18 protein-coding genes and 1 tRNA gene are annotated in these 20,491 nt (G+C 66.0%); 10 read left to right on the top strand and 9 right to left on the bottom strand.

Translation table 11 applies throughout. The annotated features are described in order from the left end of the window. The first annotated feature begins 57 nt into the window (after positions 1-57). From mutM to ACSQ2F_RS16225, 4 genes are all read left to right on the top strand, one after another. Positions 58-873 (top strand): bifunctional DNA-formamidopyrimidine glycosylase/DNA-(apurinic or apyrimidinic site) lyase, encoded by an 816-nt coding sequence (gene mutM, locus ACSQ2F_RS16240; protein ID WP_436024640.1) that lies wholly within the window; start codon positions 58-60, stop codon positions 871-873. A 90-nt stretch (positions 874-963) separates the two neighbouring features. Then, positions 964-2,997: a dynamin family protein gene (locus tag ACSQ2F_RS16235; RefSeq protein ID WP_436024638.1), complete on the top strand. Its 2,034-nt coding sequence runs from the start codon at positions 964-966 to the stop codon at positions 2,995-2,997. Between the two features lie 18 nt (positions 2,998-3,015). Continuing rightward, the gene (gene mutY / locus ACSQ2F_RS16230) at positions 3,016-4,116 is read left to right on the top strand and encodes an A/G-specific adenine glycosylase (protein WP_436024636.1); all 1,101 of its coding nucleotides are present in this window, start codon (positions 3,016-3,018) and stop codon (positions 4,114-4,116) included. Positions 4,117-4,258: 142 nt separating this feature from the next. Continuing rightward, positions 4,259-4,477: a hypothetical protein gene (locus ACSQ2F_RS16225; RefSeq protein WP_436024634.1), complete on the top strand. Its 219-nt coding sequence runs from the start codon at positions 4,259-4,261 to the stop codon at positions 4,475-4,477. Positions 4,478-4,544: 67 nt separating this feature from the next. Here ACSQ2F_RS16225 and ACSQ2F_RS16220 read toward each other — a convergent pair whose 3' ends face one another. The 4 genes from ACSQ2F_RS16220 to ACSQ2F_RS16205 are packed head-to-tail and all read right to left on the bottom strand — an operon-like array spanning position 4,545 to position 8,714. Next, positions 4,545-5,183, bottom strand: a complete 639-nt coding sequence (locus tag ACSQ2F_RS16220; protein WP_436024632.1) for an LON peptidase substrate-binding domain-containing protein — start codon at positions 5,181-5,183, stop codon at positions 4,545-4,547. After that, entirely contained in the window at positions 5,180-6,121 is a 942-nt protein-coding gene (gene rapZ, locus ACSQ2F_RS16215) for an RNase adapter RapZ (protein WP_436024630.1), read from the bottom strand. Before rapZ ends, ACSQ2F_RS16220 begins: the two co-directional genes overlap by 4 nt. Continuing rightward, a complete protein-coding gene (gene recN / locus ACSQ2F_RS16210) occupies positions 6,118-7,836 on the bottom strand; it encodes a DNA repair protein RecN (RefSeq protein ID WP_436024628.1) in 1,719 nt (572 codons plus the stop codon). The genes rapZ and recN overlap by 4 nt, the downstream gene beginning before the upstream one ends. A 5-nt stretch (positions 7,837-7,841) precedes the next feature. Then, positions 7,842-8,714, bottom strand: coding sequence for an NAD kinase (locus ACSQ2F_RS16205; protein WP_436024626.1), 873 nt, complete (start codon positions 8,712-8,714; stop codon positions 7,842-7,844). A 79-nt stretch (positions 8,715-8,793) separates the two neighbouring features. Between ACSQ2F_RS16205 and hrcA the strand changes: the two genes are divergently transcribed. The 5 genes from hrcA to ACSQ2F_RS16180 all read left to right on the top strand — a co-directional run bounded on the left by hrcA (position 8,794) and on the right by ACSQ2F_RS16180 (position 12,563). Further along, positions 8,794-9,816 carry a heat-inducible transcriptional repressor HrcA gene (gene hrcA, locus ACSQ2F_RS16200; RefSeq protein ID WP_436024624.1) on the top strand — a complete coding sequence of 341 codons (1,023 nt, stop codon included), beginning with the start codon at positions 8,794-8,796 and terminating at the stop codon, positions 9,814-9,816. Between the two features lie 50 nt (positions 9,817-9,866). Further along, a tRNA-Ile gene (locus tag ACSQ2F_RS16195) sits at positions 9,867-9,943 on the top strand. A 117-nt stretch (positions 9,944-10,060) separates the two neighbouring features. Further along, positions 10,061-11,464: a tyrosine-type recombinase/integrase gene (locus ACSQ2F_RS16190; protein ID WP_436024622.1), complete on the top strand. Its 1,404-nt coding sequence runs from the start codon at positions 10,061-10,063 to the stop codon at positions 11,462-11,464. Positions 11,465-11,589: 125 nt separating this feature from the next. Beyond that, positions 11,590-12,222: a hypothetical protein gene (locus ACSQ2F_RS16185; protein ID WP_436024620.1), complete on the top strand. Its 633-nt coding sequence runs from the start codon at positions 11,590-11,592 to the stop codon at positions 12,220-12,222. Positions 12,223-12,344: 122 nt separating this feature from the next. After that, a complete protein-coding gene (locus ACSQ2F_RS16180) occupies positions 12,345-12,563 on the top strand; it encodes a hypothetical protein (protein ID WP_436024618.1) in 219 nt (72 codons plus the stop codon). A gap of 63 nt (positions 12,564-12,626) precedes the next feature. On the opposite strand, the gene ACSQ2F_RS16175 is transcribed toward ACSQ2F_RS16180, so the two are convergent. Further along, positions 12,627-13,379, bottom strand: coding sequence for a hypothetical protein (locus tag ACSQ2F_RS16175; RefSeq protein WP_436024616.1), 753 nt, complete (start codon positions 13,377-13,379; stop codon positions 12,627-12,629). Between the two features lie 33 nt (positions 13,380-13,412). Continuing rightward, the gene (locus ACSQ2F_RS16170; RefSeq protein ID WP_436024614.1) at positions 13,413-15,332 is read right to left on the bottom strand and encodes a hypothetical protein; all 1,920 of its coding nucleotides are present in this window, start codon (positions 15,330-15,332) and stop codon (positions 13,413-13,415) included. Between the two features lie 265 nt (positions 15,333-15,597). Here ACSQ2F_RS16170 and ACSQ2F_RS16165 point away from each other — a divergent pair, with 265 nt between their 5' ends. Next, the gene (locus tag ACSQ2F_RS16165) at positions 15,598-15,867 is read left to right on the top strand and encodes a hypothetical protein (protein WP_436024612.1); all 270 of its coding nucleotides are present in this window, start codon (positions 15,598-15,600) and stop codon (positions 15,865-15,867) included. A 216-nt stretch (positions 15,868-16,083) separates the two neighbouring features. On the opposite strand, the gene ACSQ2F_RS16160 is transcribed toward ACSQ2F_RS16165, so the two are convergent. From ACSQ2F_RS16160 to ACSQ2F_RS16150, 3 genes are all read right to left on the bottom strand, one after another. Continuing rightward, complete coding sequence (locus ACSQ2F_RS16160; protein WP_436024610.1) at positions 16,084-16,851, bottom strand: hypothetical protein; 768 nt, start codon at positions 16,849-16,851, stop codon at positions 16,084-16,086. A gap of 105 nt (positions 16,852-16,956) precedes the next feature. After that, a complete protein-coding gene (locus ACSQ2F_RS16155; protein WP_436024608.1) occupies positions 16,957-19,197 on the bottom strand; it encodes a hypothetical protein in 2,241 nt (746 codons plus the stop codon). A 4-nt stretch (positions 19,198-19,201) separates the two neighbouring features. Then, on the bottom strand, positions 19,202-20,491 hold the full coding sequence (locus ACSQ2F_RS16150; protein ID WP_436024606.1) for an McrC family protein: 1,290 nt from the start codon (positions 20,489-20,491) through the stop codon (positions 19,202-19,204).

Raw genomic sequence — 20,491 nt, 5'->3', positions numbered from 1 at the left:
CCGTCTGCAAAGCCACCGGCCGGGCCGGGTGCTCGCCGGCTCGCCATAATCGCGGCCATGCCGGAGCTGCCTGAAGTCGAGACCACCCGCCAGAGCCTGGCGCCCCGGATTGCAGGCGCCGTGGTCACGGCCGTACGCCTGGGCAAGCCGCTGCGCTGGCCCCTGGGCTGCGAACCGGATTCCCTGGTGAACCGGACCGTCGGCGACGCCGTTCGACGTGGCAAGTACATCTGGCTGCCGCTCACCGGGGGTGGTCTGTTGATGCACCTGGGCATGTCGGGTTCCCTCGCGTTCAGCGCATCGGTGTCCGAACCGGCGGCGCACGACCACTTCGACCTCTTCACCACCCAGGGCACCCTGCGCCTGACGGACCCCCGCCGGTTCGGGGCGGTGGTCTGGTCCACCGGGCTGGGGGTGCCTCCGGCCGCCAAGCTGCTGGCCGGCCTGGGGGTGGAACCCTTCGACCCGGCTTTCACCGGCGCGTACCTGCACGCGGCGCTGCAGCGCCGGCGGATCGCGGTGAAGCTTGCCTTGCTGGGGGGCGACATCGTCGTGGGCGCCGGCAACATCTACGCGTGCGAAGCCCTGTTCGCCGCCGGGATCGACCCTCGCTTGCCCGCCCACCGCCTGAGTCGCCCGCGTTCCGAGCGGCTGGCGGAGGCCATCCGGAGCATCCTCGCCCAGGCGCTGGCGCTCGGGGGCAGCACCTTGCGCGACTTCAAGGACGCGCACGGCATGGCCGGTGCCTTCCAGAACCAGGCGCGGGTCTACGGCCGGGAAGGGGAACCCTGCCGCCAGTGCGGAGCGCCCATCCGGCGCATCGTCCAGGGCGGGCGGTCGACCTTCTTCTGTGCGGTCTGCCAACGGCGCTGAACCCGAAAAAAGCCAAAAACACACATCCGCGCGCGAACATGGGTGTCCAAGTGTTTCGGATGCCCTGGCGAGCATCGTGCTTGCGATACCATGACCGACGCTTACCTGTCGGGCTCGTGTTTCCCCATGGCTTCTTCCTTTGCTGGCAGTCTTGATGCTCTTGGCCACTGGCGCGCCGGCCTGGGGCGTCGCCTTGACGAATTCAGCCACTTCCTGGGCGAGCACGACCTGGCCGACCCCGCCGCTGCCGAGGCGCTCGACACCCTTCGCCGGGGCCTGGTCAACGAGAAGCTCATCGTCGCCTTCGTCGCCGAGTTCTCGCGCGGCAAGTCCGAACTGATCAACGCCATCTTCTTCGCCGACACCGGCCGTCGGGTGCTCCCCGCCACGCCGGGGCGCACCACGATGTGCCCGGTCGAGCTCGGCCATGATCCCGAAGAAGCGCCGGCCCTCGCGCTGCTGCCGATCGGCACCCGCCTCGAAGGCCTGTCCCTGTCGGACCTGCGCACCCAACCCCGCGCGTGGACCCACATCCCGCTCGACGTGTCCCAGCCCGAGCGCCTGTCCGAGTCGCTCCAGGAAGTGATGCGCACCCAGTGGGTGAGCGTCGACGAGGCCCGCGCACTCGGCTTCTGGCAAGACGACACCCCTGAGGACAATCCGCCGGTCGACGACGCCGGCCGGGTGGAAGTGCCGGCCTGGCGCCACGCGATGATCAACTACCCCCACGCGCTGCTCAAGCGCGGGCTGGTCGTGATCGACACCCCCGGGCTCAACGCCATCGGCGCCGAACCGGAACTGACGCTCAGCCTGCTGCCCTCGGCGCACGCGATGGTGTTCATCCTGGGCGCCGACACCGGCGTCACCAAGTCCGACCTCACCATCTGGCGCGACCACCTCGGTTCGCCGGCCACGACGAGCTTCGTGGTGTTGAACAAGATCGACGCGCTGCGCGACCCCTTGGCCAGCCCCGAAAAGATCGAGGAGCAGATCGAGGCGCAACGCGCCAGCACGGCCCGCACGCTCGGCATGTCGCCGGAGCGGGTCTTCCCGCTGTCGGCCCGTCAGGCGCTGGCTGCCCGTGTCGACGGCGAGTCGGAAGCCCTGGAAGAGAGTCGCATCCTCGACCTCGAAGCCGCGTTGGGCGCCCAGCTGCTGCCCCAGCGCCGCGAGGTTCTCGAGCAGACTGTCGTCGACACCGTCATGCGCACCGAGGCCCTGGTGACCCGCCGCCTCGGCGACCGCCGTCGTCAGCTGGCCGAGCAGCTCCTCGAGCTGCGTGGCTTGCGCGGCAAGAGTGGCGCCAAGACGCGGCTGATGATCGAGCGCGTCGACGCCGAAACGCGCGAGTTCGAACAGTGCACCGCACGGCTCCAGGCCATGCGCATGGTGCACAGCCGCATGCTCAAGAACGCGCTCGTCGACCTGACGAGCGATCGCCTGCGCGAGGAAGTCGCCGAGATGCAGGCCGCCATGCATGCGTCGCTGCTGAACCTGGGCGCCAAGAAGGCGTTCATGGGTTTGTGCAGCCGCCTGCGCGAACTGCTCGAGGCCACCCAGACGCGCGGCAACGAGATCCACACGATGCTCACCGCGTCGTTTGCCAAGCTGAATGCCGAGTTCGGCTTCTCGCTGTCGGTGAATCCCATGCCCGACATGGGTCGCTTCATCCAGGAGCTGACCCTCATCCAGCGCAACTACGTGCAGTACCTGGGTCTCACCCAGGCGTTGCGCCTGTCGCAGGGCAAGTTCATGGAGCAGTTCCGCCGCATGCTGATGTCCAAGCTGCGCGTGGTATTCGAGAACGCCAGCGGCGAGCTCGAACTCTGGAACAAGATGGCGTCGTCCCAGGTGGACTCGCAACTGCGCGAGCGCCGCCGTGGATTCCGCCGCCGCCGCGAGGCGCTGGAGCGCATCCAGGCTGCCAGCGGCGAGCTGGAGCACCGGCTTGCCGAACTCGAGGCTCAGGACGCCCAGCTGCAGCAGCAGGTGGCCAAGTGCGCTGAACTCATCGAGCGACTGAAGCAGCATGCCCAGACGGACCCCGCCCGCACCGATGGCCCGGGCGGCGCCCTGCTCGACCTCGACCTGGACCTCGACCTCCGCGTTGCCGCCCAGGCCTGACCCGTCCGGCCCTGCTTCTTGTCTGCCGCGTTGGTGGGTTCCCCGTCCGATTCCTCCGGCTTTGCCCAGCCCTTGATCGAGTGGCAGCGCACGCACGGGCGGCACGCGCTGCCTTGGCAGCAGACCACCGACCCGTACCGCGTCTGGCTGTCCGAGATCATGCTGCAGCAGACGCAGGTGGCCACGGTGCTCGGCTACTACGAGCGCTTCCTGACGCGCTTCCCCGACGTGGCGGCTCTGGCGGCCGCGCCCCAGGACGACGTGCTGGCCCTGTGGAGCGGCCTTGGCTACTACTCCAGGGCGCGCAACCTGCACGCCTGCGCGCGTGCCGTGATGAGCGAGTTCGGTGGCGAGTTTCCCCGCACGAGTGCACAGCTTCAAACCTTGCCCGGCATCGGCCGCTCGACGGCGGCAGCCATCGCCGCGTTCTGCTTTGGCGAGCGGGTGGCCATCCTCGACGGCAACGTCAAGCGCGTGCTCACCCGGTTCCTGGCCTTCGAGGCCGACCTGGCCGTGGCGGCCAACGAACGGGTGCTGTGGGCTCGCGCCACGGAGCTGTTGCCCGAGTCGGGCATCGAGTCGTACACGCAAGGCCTGATGGACCTCGGCGCCACGGTGTGCCTGGCCCGTTCGCCACAATGCCTGCTGTGTCCGGTTCAGCCGGGTTGCCAGGGGCGGCGCGAAGGGCGTCCCGAGCGCTTTCCCATCAAGACCCGCAAGCTCAAGCGGGGTGTGCGCGAGAACGCCTGGCTCTGGCTCGTCTGGGATGACATGCTGTGGTTGTGCCAGCGGCCGGAGACCGGCATCTGGGCCGGCCTGTGGAGCTTTCCCGAGTTCGAGTCGATCGAAGCGCTGTGGACCCAGGCCGACCGCTGGCCGGGCGAGGCAACGCAGCTGGAACCGTTCACCCATGTGCTCACCCATCTCGACTGGACGTTGCACCCGGTGGTGTGGCGCCTGCCTGCTCAGGTGACGGCCAAGCGGGTGGAGGCTCTGACCGGCACCTTGCCCCAAGGCCGCTGGGTGACGGTGGACGAGGCGCTGGCCATGGGCGTGCCGGCGGCGCTGCGCAAGCTCGTGTTGCGCTCGCATGCTGCCGTGTTGCCGCCGGCGGCGTGAGCCTTCGGCATGCCGTGCCGGGCTCGGCACGCTTGGCAGCCTTGATTGATTGCGGAGACGCTCGTCTTGGCTCGCCCGGTCAACTCAGGTCGGTGCGCGAAGGCCGTGATGCACCGCACCGCGAAGCGAAAGAGGTCCACTCATGAAGAACAGCGAATGCAGGATCGAGCAGTTCCGTGCCGGCAAGCTGGTGCGCACCTTCACGCCCACAGGCGACGCCGCCCTGCCGTGGCGAATGAGCGTGAACGGCAGGCAGTATGCCCGGACGCACGGCTGGGTCTTGTCGAAGGTGTTGCCGACACTGGTCGACGGCTCGCCGGTGGTGACGAAGGTGGTTCCGCTGGGCGACCGAGCCACTTGAACGGCGCTGGGCGAACGGCAGCAAACCCCGGACCGGCCGCATCGGCCGAGCGCAAAAAGCCGGTGAATTACTTGACCACGCCCTTGCTGCGCAGGAAGTCATCCACCAGTTGCAGCCGGGCCGCCGGGTCCTCTAGGGCCATCAGGCGCTGCTTGGCTGCCACCGAGATCGGCAGGATCTCGCACCACCGGTTGGCCACCCAGCCTGCGTCCTCGAACCTGAAGGGCTTGAGGAAGGGCTCCGACCCCTGCTGCTTGAGCGTGCCGATGGCGTTGGCCAGGCCGCGCACGGTGTCGATCTGTGCATCAGAGGGCGCCACGGCGGCGTCGTCCGGGATGTCCCGGTAGGTGGCCTCCCAGAGGCCTTCGGCACCGAGCGTCTGTCCGGTCAGCTCGAAGCGGTGCAGCCCGCGTGCGCGCACATGGAGGATGCCGGCCTGCGCGGCATCGACTTCGAGCAGTTCGGCGACCACGCCAATCGGCTCGAAGGCGTTGGGGTCCACCGCCTGGCCCGGCTCGGTGGCCTGGCGCAGCGCCACCACGCCGAACGGCGTTCGTTCACGCAGGCTGCTGCTGACGAGGTCGAGGTAGCGCGCCTCGAATACCTTGAGGCTCAGGAGGCCGCCAGGGAAGAGCACCGCCTGCAGGGGCAGGAGCGGCAAGGTGGGGGCGGGGCTGCGCAAGCGCATCAGGAGGCGGGTGATCAATCGCGGGCGTCGAGTTCGCGGTGGCGGATGAGCGACACGCTGCGCTGCGAGAAGCGGCGGGCGAGGTGCTCGGTGAGGTAGACCGACCGGTGCTGCCCACCGGTGCAGCCGATGGCCACGGTGAGGTAGCTCCGCTGGTCGTTCTCGAACGCCGGCAGCCAGCGGGCGATGAAGGTCTCGATCTGCTGCATCATCTCGCCGACCTCGGGCTGGCCTTCCAGGTACTGGATGACGGGCTCGTCGCGGCCCGTCAGGGCCCGAAGCTCACGGATGTAGTACGGGTTCGGCAGGATGCGCACGTCGAACACGAAATCGGCGTCGAGCGGCACACCATGCTTGAAGGCGAACGACTCGAACACCAGCGTGAGCGCCAGGCTGCCCGCCTGCACCAGGTCGCGGATCCACAGGCGCAACTGGGCCGGACGCAGCTGGCTGGTGTCGACGACCGTCGAGATTTCGCGCAGCTCGGCGAGCAGTTCGCGCTCGAGTTCGATGGCGTCGTAGAGGGCGCGGTGGCCTTGTGGGTCGAGGTCTTCCTTGCGCCGGTGCGGCGAGGCGGTGGCGACCTGCTGCGACAGCGGATGCGGACGGCGGGACTCCGAGAAGCGGCGCACCAGGGCGTCGGTGCCGGCATCCAGGAAGACCGATCGGATCACGACGCCTTCGCCGCGCAGTTCATCGATGAGCGGCAGCAGATGCGGCAGTGAGCCGGCGCTGCGGATGTCCACCGCGATCGCGACGCGCCGCCGGGACCGGCCGTGTTCCAGCCGCAGGAAATCGCGCAACAGTTCGGGCGGCAGGTTGTCGACACAGAAGAACCCGGCGTCTTCCAGCGCATGCAGGGCCACCGACTTGCCAGAGCCCGAGATGCCGGTCACCAGGACGACCTCGTTGGGCGGGTTGGGCTCCTCTGGGGCAGCGGCGGGGGCGGCGGTCATGGTCGTTTTCGTGCGCGGGGGTTGGACGGTGGGGAAACAGGGGCGGCGTCGGCGGCCTCGCTCGCCACGGACAGCAGCTCCTGGGCGTGTGCGAGGCTGGTGCTGGACAGCCGTTCACCACCCAGCATACGGGCAATTTCGGCGACGCGGGTTTCGCCCAGCACCGGCGTGATGTCGCTGCGCGTGCGCCCCTCATGGGCCGCCTTGGCCACGACGAAGTGGTGGTCCGCGCAGGCGGCGACCTGCGGCAGGTGCGTCACCGCCATCACCTGGCGGTCGCGGCCGAGTTGCTTCATCAGGCGGCCGACGGTGTCGGCCACCGCGCCGCCCACGCCGGCATCCACCTCGTCGAAGATGAGGGTGCCGGCGGCCTCGCCGGTCGCAGCCAGCTGGCTGGTCGTCACGGCAATGGCGAGGGCGATGCGCGAAAGCTCGCCGCCCGAGGCCACCTTGGCCATCGGGCGGGGCGTGCTGCCGGCGTGGCCCGCCACCAGGAATTCGGCCGACTCGAGGCCGAACGACTGCGGCAGCTCCTGCTTGACCAGTGCCACCTCGAACACGCCGCCCGCCATGCCGAGCTGCTGCATGGCCGCCGACACGGCCTGGCTGAGCTTGGGCGCTGCCGCGCGCCTGGCGGCGGAGACCCGACGCGCCTCGGCGTCGAGTGCCGACTTGGCGTCCTTGAGCGCGGCCTCCAGGCCGGCCAGGTCTGCTGCCGCGTCCAGCGCGCGCAACTCGTCTTTCCACTGCTGCAAGGTGGCCGGCAGGTCGGTCGGCGTGCGCCGGTGCCGCTTGGCAAGACTCATCCACGCGGCCAGCCGCTCATCGAGTTCCTGCAACCGCTCCGGCTCCAGTTCGGCATGGTGCAGGTAACTGCCGAGGGTGTGGGCCGCATCCTGCAGCTGCGTCTGGGCACTCTGGAGCACGCCGACGACCTCGGCCAGCCGGGTGTCATAGTTCGACACCGCCTCCAGCGCATCGACGGCACGACCGGCCAGGCCATCGGCACTGGTGTCAGCCTCGCTGATGGCGTCGAGCGCCAGGCGGGCCGCGTCCATCAGCGCCTGGGCATGCGACAGGCGCTCATGCTCGGCGTTGAGTTCGTTCCACTCGTCGGCGCCCGGTCCGAGCTTGTCCACCTCGTTGATCTGCCAGGCCAGTCGCTCGCGTTCGCGTTCGAGGTCGGCCTGTTGGGTGCGGGCTTTCTCGAGCGCTTCGGTGGCGGCTTTCCAACGGCCCCAGGCCGAGCTCAAGGGGGCGGTGTCCACGCCGGCGTAGGCGTCGAGCAGGCGCCGCACCGACGCCGGGCGGGTCAGGCTCTGCCAGGCATGCTGGCCGTGGATGTCCACCAGGTGATCGGCCGCCTCGCGCAGCTGGGCCACGGTGGCCGGGCTGCCGTTGACCCATGCCCGGCTCTTGCCTTGGGCATCGATCACACGGCGCAGGAGCAACGTGTCGCCGGGTTCGAAACCGGCCTCGTCGAGCCAGGCCTGCAGGCTGGAGGGCGCGTCGAACTCGGCGGTGATCTCGGCCCGCGGCGCGCCCTCGCGCACCACGCCCGCGTCGCCCCGGCTGCCGAGCGCGAGCTGCACCGCGTCGATCAGGATGGACTTGCCCGCCCCTGTTTCGCCGGTGAGGACGGAGAACCCGCCCGAGAGTTCGAGCTCGAGGCTGGTGACGATGACGAAGTCCCGGATGGCCAGGCGGCGGAGCATGCGGTCTAGACCCCTGTGTTCCAGTGAAGCTTGCGGCGCAGGGTGGCGTAGTAGCTCCAGCCCAGCGGATGAAGGAAGCGCACCTGATGCGACGACCGGCTCACCATGATGCGGTCTCGCGGCAGGAGGCTGGCCATGCCCTGCATGTCGAAGTTCACGCTGGCGTCGCGTCCGTGCACGAGTTCGATGCTGATCTGGCCCACGTCGGGCAGCACGATCGGCCGGTTCGACAGGTCGTGCGGAGCGATGGGTGCCATGACCCAGGCGGCGATGCCGGGGTGCAGGATCGGGCCGCCCGCCGACAGGGCATAGGCGGTGGAGCCGGTCGGCGAGGCCACGATCAGGCCGTCTGCCCGAAAGTTGCCGACGAACTCGCCGGCGATGTCCACCTTGAGCTCGATCATCGACGAGGTGGGGCCGCGGCTCACCACCACGTCGTTCACGCCGAAGCCGTCGAAGATCATGCGGCCGTCGCGCCAGACCCCGCCCTCGAGCATGGTGCGGCGCTCCTCTTCGTAGTCGCCGGCGATCATGGGCGCCAGCGCTTCGGCATAGTGACCGATGGGCACGTCGGTGATGAAGCCGAGGCGCCCCTGGTTGATGCCCACGAGCGGCAGGCCGAACTGCGCGAGTTGGCGGGCGCTGCCCAGCATGGTGCCGTCGCCGCCGACCACGATGGCCAGGTCGCATTGCTGGCCCATCTGGGCGTGGGTGAGGGCGTTGTAGTCCGTCATCCCGGTGTTGAGCGCGGTGTCGTGCTCCAGCGAGACTTCCAGGCCCTGGCGCGTCAGGAACTGGGCGACCTCTTCCAGCAGCCCCTGGATGCCGCGGGCCTGGTATTTGCCCACGAGTGCGGCGTGACGGAAGCGTGCAGACATGCACAGAATTACACCACAGCCCCATGACAGGACCACCCCACGAAAACCGGCTTCGCCCGGGCCGTCCTACAATCCCGGCATGCTGGACGAGCGCGCGAAAACCCTGTTGAAAACCCTGGTGGAGCGCTACATCGCCGACGGGCAACCCGTCGGCTCCCGCACGCTGTCGCGCGCCTCCGGGCTCGACCTGTCGCCGGCCACCATCCGCAACGTGATGGCCGACCTGGAAGACCTCGGCCTGATCGCCAGCCCCCACACCAGCGCCGGCCGCATTCCCACCGCCCGGGGGTACCGGCTCTTCGTCGACACCATGCTCACGGCCCAGCCGCTGGACCTCGGCTCGGCCGCCGCCGCCATCGAGCAGCCGCAGCTCCACCCCGACCAACCGCAGCGCGTGATCGCCAACGCGGCGCAACTGCTGTCCAGCCTGTCGAGCTTCGTCGGGGTGGTCACCGCCCCGCGCAAGGTGAGCGTGTTCCACCACATCGAGTTCCTGCGCCTGTCGGAGCGGCGGGTGCTCGTCATCCTGGTGGCGCCCGACGGCGACGTGCAGAACCGCGTCATCGTCACCGCCCAGGACTACACCCAGAGCCAGCTGCAGGAGGCGAGCAACTTCCTCACCGCCCAGTACGCCGGCCTGTCCATCGAGCAGGTGCGCGAGCGCCTGAAGACCGAGGTCGACGCGCTGCGCGGCGAGATCGCCGCCCTCATGCAGGCCGCCGTGCAGGCCGGCAGCGACGCCATGGCCGACAGCCAGGAGCAGGTCGTCATCTCCGGCGAGCGCAACCTCCTCACGGTGCAGGACTTCTCCAGCGACCTCGGCTCCCTGCGCAAGCTCTTCGACCTCTTCGAGCAGAAGACCCAGCTCATGCGCCTGCTCGAGGTCTCCAGCCGCGCCGAAGGCGTGCGCATCTACATCGGCGGCGAAAGCCGCGTCGTTCCCTTCGAGGAACTCTCCGTCGTCTCCGCCCCCTACGAGGTCAACGGCCAGATCGTTGGCACCCTCGGCGTCATCGGCCCCACCCGCATGGCCTACGACCGCATGATCCAGATCGTCGACATCACCTCGCGCCTCGTGACCAACGCGTTGAGCAACAAGTAAGTCGCTCGCCGCGGGGCTGGCCCACGTCCCTGCCTACAATGGCGCCCGTCGGGCCGTTAGCTCAGTTGGTTAGAGCGGAGGACTCATAATCCTTTGGTCGTTGGTTCAAGTCCAACACGGCCTACCAACACTTCTCCTATGAAAAGCGGCATTTGTTGCCGCTTTTTGTGGCATCAGGAAGTCGTTCCATGTGCAAATCTGTGCAGTCCTCGTGCACACGACACACGCACGAAGAGGAACGACCATGCCCATCAAGCTGCCCAACGGCAAATTCCGCGTCCAGATCCGCATCAAGGGTCACCCGCGCATCGACCAGCTCTTCGAGACGAAGAAGGCCGCCACTGACTTCGAGAAGGTTGAGCGCGGGCGCATCGAGAAGAATGCGCCGCTGTATACCTTGGAGATGACCTTCCTCGAGGCGTGGACGGCCTACCGGGGCTCGATGCTGTTTCGGGCCAAGAAGGCCACCACCCGCGCCACCGAGGAGTCACGCATCGAGCGCGCGCTCAAGGAACTCGGTGCGTACTCGCTCGCCCAGCTGGTCGACGGGCAGGTCATTGCGCGGTTCAGAGACGACCTCGGTGCCGAGAAGGTGAAGGTCATGGTGCGCAAGCCCGAGGCAGTGCCAAAGAAGGCGTCCAAGGCCAAGGCCGGCAAGACGCTTGCAGCAAGCAAGCCCAAGCTCGTGCCGGGGCATCGCCGTGACGGGAAGAAGGACGGCACGCTGTCCAACGACGGGCAGCGGCTGGTGCTCGCGGCCGTCTCCTCGGTCATGCTGTGGGCCGTGGAGAACCGCATCATGGTCTACAACCCCGTGCGCGGTCTGAAGAAGCCCAAGCCGGGACTGCGCGAGCGGCGGATGGAACGTGATGAAGAGCTGAACATCTTTCTTCTTGCCAAGAACGCCACAGAGGCACACAAGCAGCGCCACGAAGATGCGCGGTTCGTTGCCATTCAGCGCGAACTCGGTTGCAGGCCCGGAGAGCTCAGCGGGTTGCTGCGACACGACATTGACCTCGCAGCGCGAGCGCTGAGGTTCCGCGACACCAAAAACGGCGACACACGCGTCGTACACGTGATCCGCGAGGCCGAGGTCTTAATCGACCTCCAACTCATCCAGGCGGAGTTGCAGCATCCCGACTCGCCCTTCCTGTTCACGTCCCTTGCGACGAAGGGGGGTTCTCCGGTGCGGTTTCAGTACACCTCCGCCATCAAGCGTCTTCGAGAGGCCGGCGTCGTGGACGACGACTTCTATGCCCACGCAGCCCGCCGGGAGCATTGCTCGGCAGCCTTCGAGGCCGGCCTGCCCATCGAAGACCTGCGGAAGCAGACAGGCCATCGTTCGGTGAAGGCCCTTGAGGCATACAACAAGTCTGATGGCTTGCATCCGGACGCTCGCGCGCGGGTCGACGCCGCTGCAACTCTCAGAACGGCCGAGCGCTTCAGCGACCTCGCAGCTGCGCTGGGTGTGTCGGAGGAGCAACTGCGCGAGTTGCAGCGATTGAATGCCGCCGGCCCGCTGAGGCTGGTCGGCGAGACGCTCCAACAGGCCAGGGTGGCCAAGGCGATGCGCCGCCCGGTCTCTCCGATCGTGCCGAAGTCCACCGTCGCGAAGTCGACCGCACCGAAGTCCACGAGAGGGAGTTGAAGCGGCAGCGTCGGGTGCAGTCGTTTGCGGAGGAGGGGGAATTTCAGGGGCGCCTTCGAGATGTCTACACGTAGTGAGTCTGCAGATGCACGGCTCACTAAGGACATCAACACACAAGGAACTCTATGAACATTCTGGACACCCTCGAGACCGACTTCGAGTGCCCGCTGCTGGTCTACACGACCTCCCTCGAGACGATGCCGGCGATGACAGTCGGCAGCACGGCGGGCGACTTCAGGCTCCTCGAGGCACCTGTGGTCCGCGTCGCAGCCCCAATTGCGATGCTGCGCGGCGGCCGGCGTGAGGGCGGCAGCATCACGCGTCACGCTTGGATGCGCAATGGCCCCGAAATGGTTGGCGTCATGATGGCGTACATCGACCAGCACTTCGCCGCCGCCGTCTTCGACCTTGGCGAACCGATGGCACAGGAGTCGGCACGCGTGGCGCTCATCGAAGGTCGCACGCGCTTCAAGCTCTGCCACGGCAGCGACGAGGTACTCATCACGCCGTCGCTCACGATGGACTGTCAACTGGCGTTCGAAGAGGCACAGGCCACGCAGCCCGCCACCTTCATGAGCTTCATGAATGCCATGGCTTCGCTCACGAGGTCGTTCGCGCGTGCCGAGACCTTCATCGGCATGGGGCTCGACCCCGAGCGGCTGAAGTCGGTGAGCGTCTCGATGTGCACTCCGGCGGCGGCGCCGAGCGACACACGGGTGATGGAGGCCAAGCGTCAGCGAGGAGAGAGCTGCCACTGAGGGCAGGAAGGCAAATTCAGGGGCCGTGCCATGCACGGCTCCCTTTTTCTCGCCTCCGATCGGCATAAACATCTGTGTCTACACGCGGTCTCACCCACTTCATGGAAGGAAGACACGTGGACATGAACATCGACGAAGCCGCAATTCACGCGGATTGGACAGAGGACCTCGCTGAGACGGTCGACGAGCTGGCTGGCCTGCTGGAGTACCTGCTGCCAATCGTCCACCAGCAAGAGCCGGCAGAAATGGCGACGTTGCTGATGGAAGCACTGGCCGATGCCCGCGAACTGATGGGTCGTGTGGCAGACGACACCCGGCTTGAAGGAGTCACGTTCCACTGAATGTCCTGCTTGCAATGACAAAGGGGCCCGCGGAAGTGGGCCCCTTCTGTTTGGGACGTGCGACTACCCCTTGAGCACCACTTCGTAGCCGTCTGCCTGTGCAGACGCCACCGCGGGGCTGGAGCGAAACCCACGCAACAGCCGGTTGACCCGGCCGGGGTGGTGGCCGCTCATCAAGGTCGCCACATGACTCCCGCGGTTGGCCACCAGGCCCTCAAGCGGCCGATGGCGCGCCCAGTCCGGGATATGCCGGCGCGCGACGCTGAGCGTCACGGCCTCGCCTGCAGGAGGTTCCACCCAAAGTCCCGCCGTCGCGCCACGGTAGGGCAGCAGAGTGCGCGGTACGACGTAGCTGACGCCACCATCCTCGGAGAACAGCGACTCGCTGAGCACATCCGGGAAGCGCTCGCGCCACTCGTCCACTGCCACAATGAGTTCACCAAAGCGGCCCGGGTCGCAGAACTCGCCGCGCCGCGTGCCCAAGGGGTCGAACCGGCGGTCGCCGAAGCGCTCGACCAGTGACTGCTCAAGCTCATGACGGACCACGGGCGTCACAGCCAGGATGACCCAGACAAAGGTCGCGGGACGGGTCGGCTTGCGTCGCGGTCCCACGCAAGGAACTGCGACGCGCACGCGCCGCTGCACACCGCGCAGCACGTCGGCCACGTCTTTGGACTGAACCATCGACGCGCCGACCTTCAGCTGGCTGCCCGTCGCGCTGGTGGCGTACGCGATGTAGACCGCGCTCAGCCGAAAAGGTGGGGACGCGTAGTCGTGTGCGTTCATGTTTGCGTTCTTGTCGTGTAGCAGGGCCATAGAGCCTCCTTCGTTGGTGGTGGGGGAATGCGTTCAAGGACGTCGCCGAGTTTTGGTCTTGGTCCAGGCGTTGAACTTGCGGATGGAACTGGCGCGCTCGATGTGGCGGTAGGCCTTGGCCACCGTCTCCACGCGGTCGCCGAGCAAGTCGGCGACGGTCCCGTAGTCCTCGGGGTGTTCCATCAACCAGGCCGTGGCCAGCAGGTGGCGCCAACCGTGGCCACGGAACCCGGCACAGCCCGGGATGTAGCGCTCGGTGAGCAGCTGCAGACGGTCCTCGAGGTTCTCGCAGGGGCGCGTTGGATCCCAGCGCGAACGGCCGACGAAGAAGAACACGGAGGGACGTCCGGCGAGAAGGATGCTTCGGCCTTCACGCACGTAGCGGTCGAATGCAGGTGTGACGACTGCGTCCAGGTCGACTCGCAGGCCTTTGGCCATCGTGGTCTCGCCGTTCTTGTAACGCTCGTCGCTGCACTGAAGGCGCCAGCCGGACGCAACTCGTACGAGGTTCTGGTCCGTGCCCTTCCCGAACTCGAGCGCCGTGAGCTGCCCGATGCGCAGCGGGTTGGCCATCAGCAAGGTCACCAACGCGATGTCGCGCTGGTGGGTGGCCCTCAGGATGGGCTGGGTGGAAGCGGGCATGTCGGCTTCCATGCGGTCGAGCATCTGGAGCAGGGCGGCCACAGGGTTGCCGGAGTCGAGCAACGGGCGGAGCGCCTCCTCCACGTCGCGGGTCGGCTTGGCCGACTGCGCGACGGTCTTGGTGAAATCCTTCAGGCGCTCGAAGGTCCGCGCGCAATGCTCGGCCCACGTGCTGCCTTCGCGGCGCAGGTCCGGTGCCGCGTCCACCAGCCAAGGAGATTGGGTCAGCCAGCCGGCTCGCGGGTGCAGCAGCGAGTTGACGACGTGAAGGAAGGTGAGGGCACCAGTGTTCACGGAGCCGGCGCGCGCGGCGCGCCAGTGGACGAAGGCGATGACGCGCTCGGCATCGGCGAGTCGGGCCAGGGTCTGCGTCTGTGCCGCTGACAACCCGGCTCCGCCGCGGCGAGGGTCGAGTTGGAGCCAGCCCAGGTACTGGCGCAGCTGAACCCACACCGCATGCGCGCTCGGCGACACGTGGCCCTTGGGCAAGGTGCAGCACCACCCCGGCTTCAGCGGCTTGCACATGCGGGCGGGCTTGGAGCGCCACTTCGCCCGTCGCTCGCGGCGCAGGGCCGGGAGGTCGGCGGTCTTGTAGGCCAGCAGTTGTCGCCACTCCTCCTGCAGTGGCTCGCTCGCCGCGTGCAAGGCGAACGGCTGCTCTTCGAGCCGGGCTTTGACGTTGGCGCGGAAGCGGGTGTTCGCCGTGCGACGCGCGACGCCATAGCCCACGGGGATGGACGCGCGGCTCGGGAGTGCGGCGAGCAAGGTCCCGGCTCTCAAGCCAAGACTCGCCTCAAGCTGCGGCAGGTGCTTGCGGAGTCGCCCGGGCGACGCAATGCCACGACGCCATTGCCCGAGCGACAGCGCGCCGATCCCCGAGTGCTCCTCGAGCCAGGCCAGCGAGCGCCCGGACTCCGTGATGGCGCGGTCGAGCAGCGAGACGAAGGACGACGTCGCGCCGGCATGCTTCGCGGCAAGCTGCTGGATGCGCCGCAGATGCGAGCAGCGGGAGCGCACAGTCGACGCCGCTGTGCCTCGCTGCTTCTCCCATGCCTGGTACGCGCTCAGCGCGGCGACAAAGCCATCGGCCAGCTCGTCGCCCACGCGGTCGGTGTCATGCTTGTCGACGGACTGCATGAAGCTGCGCAAGGCAGTTCGCCGGTTGCGCGTGACCGGCGAGTCGACGGGCTGGTCAGAGTCCGCATGCGCGTCGATGTCTCGCAGCACGTCGAGCAGAGCGGCGTAGGTTAGAGGCGGTGGTTCCGCATCGGGCATGACGACGCTGTGCACCTCTTCGGCTGCTTCGGTCATGTCTGGGGTTCGGTCAAGCGACATGGTTTGCTCCCAAAACCACGTCTAGGCAGATTCGCGAGGCGGTTGTTATTTGCGACACCTTGCGTAACAACGCCCGGCGCGCCGGCCCCGGACAACGCCCGTAGGCGCTGTCCGGGTTGAAGATTTCCTTCTCGAAGGCGCACTACCCCGTGTTGTTACGCGCCGCCTGATTTCTCTGGAAGTGGGTGGCGTGAATGACTAGCGTTTGCCTACACGTAGCTCCTCAACTACGGAGCCACCCATGCCCCACTTAAGTATCCGATTGCCATATGGCATCGTTATCAAACGCGACTCACGCGTTTGCACGCATATCACGAGCGAGTTGCGCGCGGAGTTCGTTGACCCTTCGAAGGACTTCGACTCGCACGGGGAACTTGCTGCGCATGCAATGGAGTCGCTGCTCGTCGCGCTCGTCACCGAGGGGATTGACATCGGTACACCCGCTGCAAGCGCCGCGCTTACCGCGGCTGCGGAGGCCATTGCCGAGTACTTGGTTCGCCTCGAAGACTGACGAGCCGCTGCGTGATATCGAAGGCCTGGCATTGCGCCAGGCCTTCGCGCTTTCAAGGCATAGACTTGACCGGAGTCGGCAGAGGTCGGTTGTGGCCTCACCGTGTGTCTCCCGCCAAGTTCGGACAAAAGGGTGCCGAGAGGCGGCTCTGGCAGCGCCAGCCCGCGTTGGTGAGCCTCGCACTTGCCTCAGCCGTCGAGAGGCTCAAGTCTTTCCCTATGGACGTTTCGTAGGCATTGCGGTCCAGAACGGAATCGAAACATTCTCATACTCGGGCGCGAGCACTTTCCCAACATGCTCGGATCTTGTGGGTGCATCCAAGATCACTTCGGAGACGAACGTACCCAGAGCATCCTCAAGAAAGGAGTTCATCGTGCGAAGCAAATCGATCATCTGCGCGACAAGGGGATCAACAGCATCGCGCAAATCTTTCGCTCCGTACTGCTCGAACATCCAAGCCTGGGCAACCGCATCTGCTCCGTCGTAGTACGTGTTGCCCGACTTTTCACCGAGAAAGACGATATCGTCCACCCATGATTCGTCAGGTACTAAATGACTGCTCCAGCGCTCGAATGTCGGGAAGTGAAATCCCATGCCATTCCGAAGTGGCGATAGCCATGGTGCGCTGTTGACCGCGGCATTGAGTTCCTTCAACCTGTTCAGGCCATTTGGCATTAGGGGAAGTACAACCTCGCGGAGGGTCTGTGCAAGCGCCTTTGTCTCGCGGATCGCTTTGCTCGCTTCCCAGATCTTTCCACTTGCTAGCCGAAACAGGAACATGGCTTGGCCAAGTTCGGGTCGGACTCGTGCCGGCCGCCGGTCATCGTGTTTCGGAAGCGAAAAGCCAACGATCTTCTGTAGGCACACTAGTTCGTTGAAGATGTGTCCCAGAAGGTAATACGCAAATCGTTGCTCGTCGGTGAGCTTCTTGATCGCATCAAGCGGCACGTTCAAGGCATACATGTCCACACTACGACTCTTCATTTTCTTGTCTCCTTACCGGTGTGCCCAAGTTTCGTCACCGCCGGCCTACGTGGCGTGATCTTGAGGCGTCCCTGTCGGCGCGCATGCGAACCCTGCTTCCAGTATTTAAACTGCGCGCCAGACTTTCTCGGTCTCAATGACCTCGACAAACTGATTTGCGCTGAACCCCTGCGGATACAAAGTGGATCGACGGCGCGGCGGACCGTCACCAGGAACTTCGTCCATCTCAGTTTGACCCGACAGCAGCAGCTCATCTGGATCACCTAGCAAATCTGCATCGTCGCGCAGGGCGATCAAAAGCTCCTCGACCGAGATCTTTAGGAAACCACTGAAGCGCAGATGATCTCGCTCGATGGAGGTATCGGCGATCCAGCCGTGGCAACCAGCTAGCCGCCCATCAGGTTCTATGCCCAGGCCGGCCCGGAGTGAGACGTCCTGAGCCACCGCCTTGGTGACGACATCGACCTTTCGCGCCAACTGACGTCCAGCCTTGCGTAGCGTCGTCGAGGCATGCAGCCACGCATCGCGCTGCGATCGCCGGAGGAACGTGGACTTGACCTCCAGTACGAAGAGATGCCCATCGCGTGCTGCAATCAGATCGACTTCGCCTGCCTCACGGTGCTCAGCCGGCGGCTGCCAGTTCGGCAGCACCTTGAACCCGCGTTCGCGAAACAACTCGGCCAGATTGCTTTCAATCCTTTGGGTCTCCGCGCGGGCTTCGCCTCTCCGTGCACCCAAACGTCTTAGGTTGTTGATGGCCGCCGTGCTGTTGTTCTGCATGCCGACGATCCAAGGCAGTTGAACCAGGTGGCTGCCGAACTTCAAGACGGGGCGCTCGAACAGATGCGGCTCCAGCGCCGTCGGCTGGCTCTGCAGTCGCCTCACCATCGCGCCGAGGTCATAGGTCCAGAAATCGAGTATGGCCGCCGCCACTCGTGGACTGCCCTGGAGAGATTCCCGCGTGACGGTCCATCCTGTGATGTTGCGGATCTTCTCCTCGCGATCTGACCATGTCAGAGGCAAGCGATTCTGGTATCCGTCGCGAAGCCCATACATGGCCAGGTCGCGCAAGCCAGTGAGCCAATCCCCAGCGGCACGGCGCCGCTCGGCGAAGGCCAAGAGGAAGTCACGCAGGAAATGTGCGGACATGAGGTTCAACGCCAGCAGTGCCTGAAACAGGGGTGCGCTCTCGCCGGACTCCGTCGTCACCACCTCATCTATGCCGTAGACCTCTTGCAGCCGTAGCTTTCCCTGCGTCGCGTGTATCCAGGCAAGTCGGTTGGCATCCTGGTTCTTAGGCCGACCCATCCGCTCGCGTGAAGCATCGGACTTGAGGAAGTCGTCCAGCGCGCGATAGAACCAGTAGCCGTGCAAGCTCGCGAGCTTGCGACCCTCGCGTTGCCACGCCGATCGCCAGCTGACATCGACTTCGACGATCTCCAGCCGTTGGCCGAGGCGTTCAAACCGGATGCCGTCGTCATAGCTGAAGGCGTCTGCGGAACGACTGATGAACTCGTTCAGTTCGATCTGTGCGTCAATCAACTGGCCGACGCTGGACAACGTCTCAAGCGCCTGGCTGTACCTCAAGCCGCTTTCGTTGAACAGGATAGGCCTGAGGTTCTGCACAAGCGAAGCGCCGATGGCATCGTCGCTAAGTGCCTGTGCAGCCTCTGGCGTGGTGCGCAGTTTCCAGGTCAGAAGGTGAGCGATGGCGTCCCAGGCTGTCTGGTGTTCGGTGTCGACAGATGGACTGGCGGGACGGTGGAGATCGGTCGGTACCAGGCGTTCGAAGGCGTACAAGCTGGCATACAGAAGCAGGTCGAACGTCGACAGACCAGCCAGCGATGCCTTCAGCATCTCGACCAGCGCCACACGCTCGCAGTGCGCGCCATCGAAGGTGTCGAGGACCTTGCACAGTTCCGCCAAACCGTCATGCCCTACAGCAGCGTTGCGAAGTTCGGTGCTGCGCGGTGAATGCTGAGTCAACACCAAGCCGGAGTACCGCACGGCACGCGCCAATGTCTCCGGTGCGATGTCGGCAACCTGTGCCAAAAGACCATCGATAGCGACGGGTTCCTGACCAAGATAGCGGGCAAGGGCCAGAACCATGGGCTCGGACTGCCAGATGTTGTCCGGACACCCGTTCACCGTTGTGCTCGTCCAAAACCAACGGTCCCGTTCCTTGCGGGTCGTCTTGTGCTTTCCCACAGCCGCCGGCCGGCCATCCAGGTAGGCTTCGGCCGCTTCAAGCGTTGCGAGGTCGGGCGGCAGCCCGGCTCGGAGCAATCGGTCAAACAGACCGTCGTAGTAGTTCTGCCTGCTCGGGGGCTCCACTGCCTCGCACATGTCGTCAGCCGCGCGCGTAGGCACTCGATCCCGGCCAGCGGCCCACGCGAAGAGGCAACGCATCGTCATGCACATCAAGACAAAGCACAGTCACGACCGGTGCGTGCCCATTCACCTGCGGTAGCCGAAACTCGGCACCTGTTGCTTGGGCCAGCTCGCTTCGCCATGGGTAGATGAGCGCGAGCTCGCGGCATTGAAATGCCGAGGCGTAGGCATGCATTTGGTACATGTCGGCTTCACTCGGCATCAGCCGGCGCTTGTTGTCCCAGCCGATGAGTTTCCACTTTGTGTCCGCGATCGCAACGACCGCGTCTTCACGACGAAACACCAAGTCTGGGCGCAGTTGGAATCCCGGTTCCACACGATCCTGACTGACCATCGTCACCAGCGCCCGAGACGCATCCTGTGTCTCCACGGTCAATCCTGACTCTGCATAGACTCGCCGGCGGGCCACGGTGGCAACCGCCGACTCGAACAGCCGGTTCATGTTGAACAGCAGCGCCGGCGCATCGGTACGGCCGGCGCGTAGAGCGGGCGCCAGCAAGGCCAAGATCCAGCGCGCCCAGTCGATGGCCACGCGGTAGCGTTCGGCCTGGCGGTTGAACGCCAGGCGCTCCACGTCGGGGCCGCTCAACCGGGTGTCGTCCACGTCGTGCATCACACCCATCAGTTCAACCCATTGCCGGTTGAGTTCGACACTGCGAATCCAAGGGCGCGCACAGCGGATCGCCTTCTTGAGGACGCGATTCCATACGTTGTCGATGGTCAGCTCGTCGAACGCGCAAGCCACCAAGTCGGGCCGGTTCGCATGAACCCCGAGCTGGCGCGCAACGGCGATCCGACCGCGCACGACGGTCAGGTCGTCCTCATGCTCCAGGTATTGCTTCAGCAGGCCACCTCGCGTGAGCACACTCACTGCTTCGAAGAACGCAGCGATGAAGGCCTCAAGCAATGGCGCCCGGCGCAGGTGTTGGCCGACAGCTTGGTGCTGGAACTGCGGGAATCGCTCGGTCAGCCGAAGCAGCCGCAAGAGCACGCCGCGGCAATCGTCTGCCGACGACGCGCCATCTTGAGTCTTCGGCAAGATCTCTAGAACGCGCTCGCCCAAGCCGACCACGCCACAGAACTGCGCCAGCTTCACCTGGCGGTGACCCACCTCGCAGAAGCCTGGCCGTTGCTCCCCGATCTGCGCCAGCCGATCGGCTTCTGCCGGCGTAAGGCTCCACCCACTGCCTTCGGCGGTGACCGGTATGGGCTGGTGCTCCAGCGCAGTGAGGAAGCGAGTCGAAGCCAC

The sequence above is a fragment of the Rhizobacter sp. LjRoot28 genome, assembly GCF_964253025.1.
Lineage (GTDB): Bacteria > Pseudomonadota > Gammaproteobacteria > Burkholderiales > Burkholderiaceae_C > Rhizobacter.
Note: the sequence above shows the minus strand (reverse complement) of the source record. Positions and strands in the feature narration are given on the sequence as shown.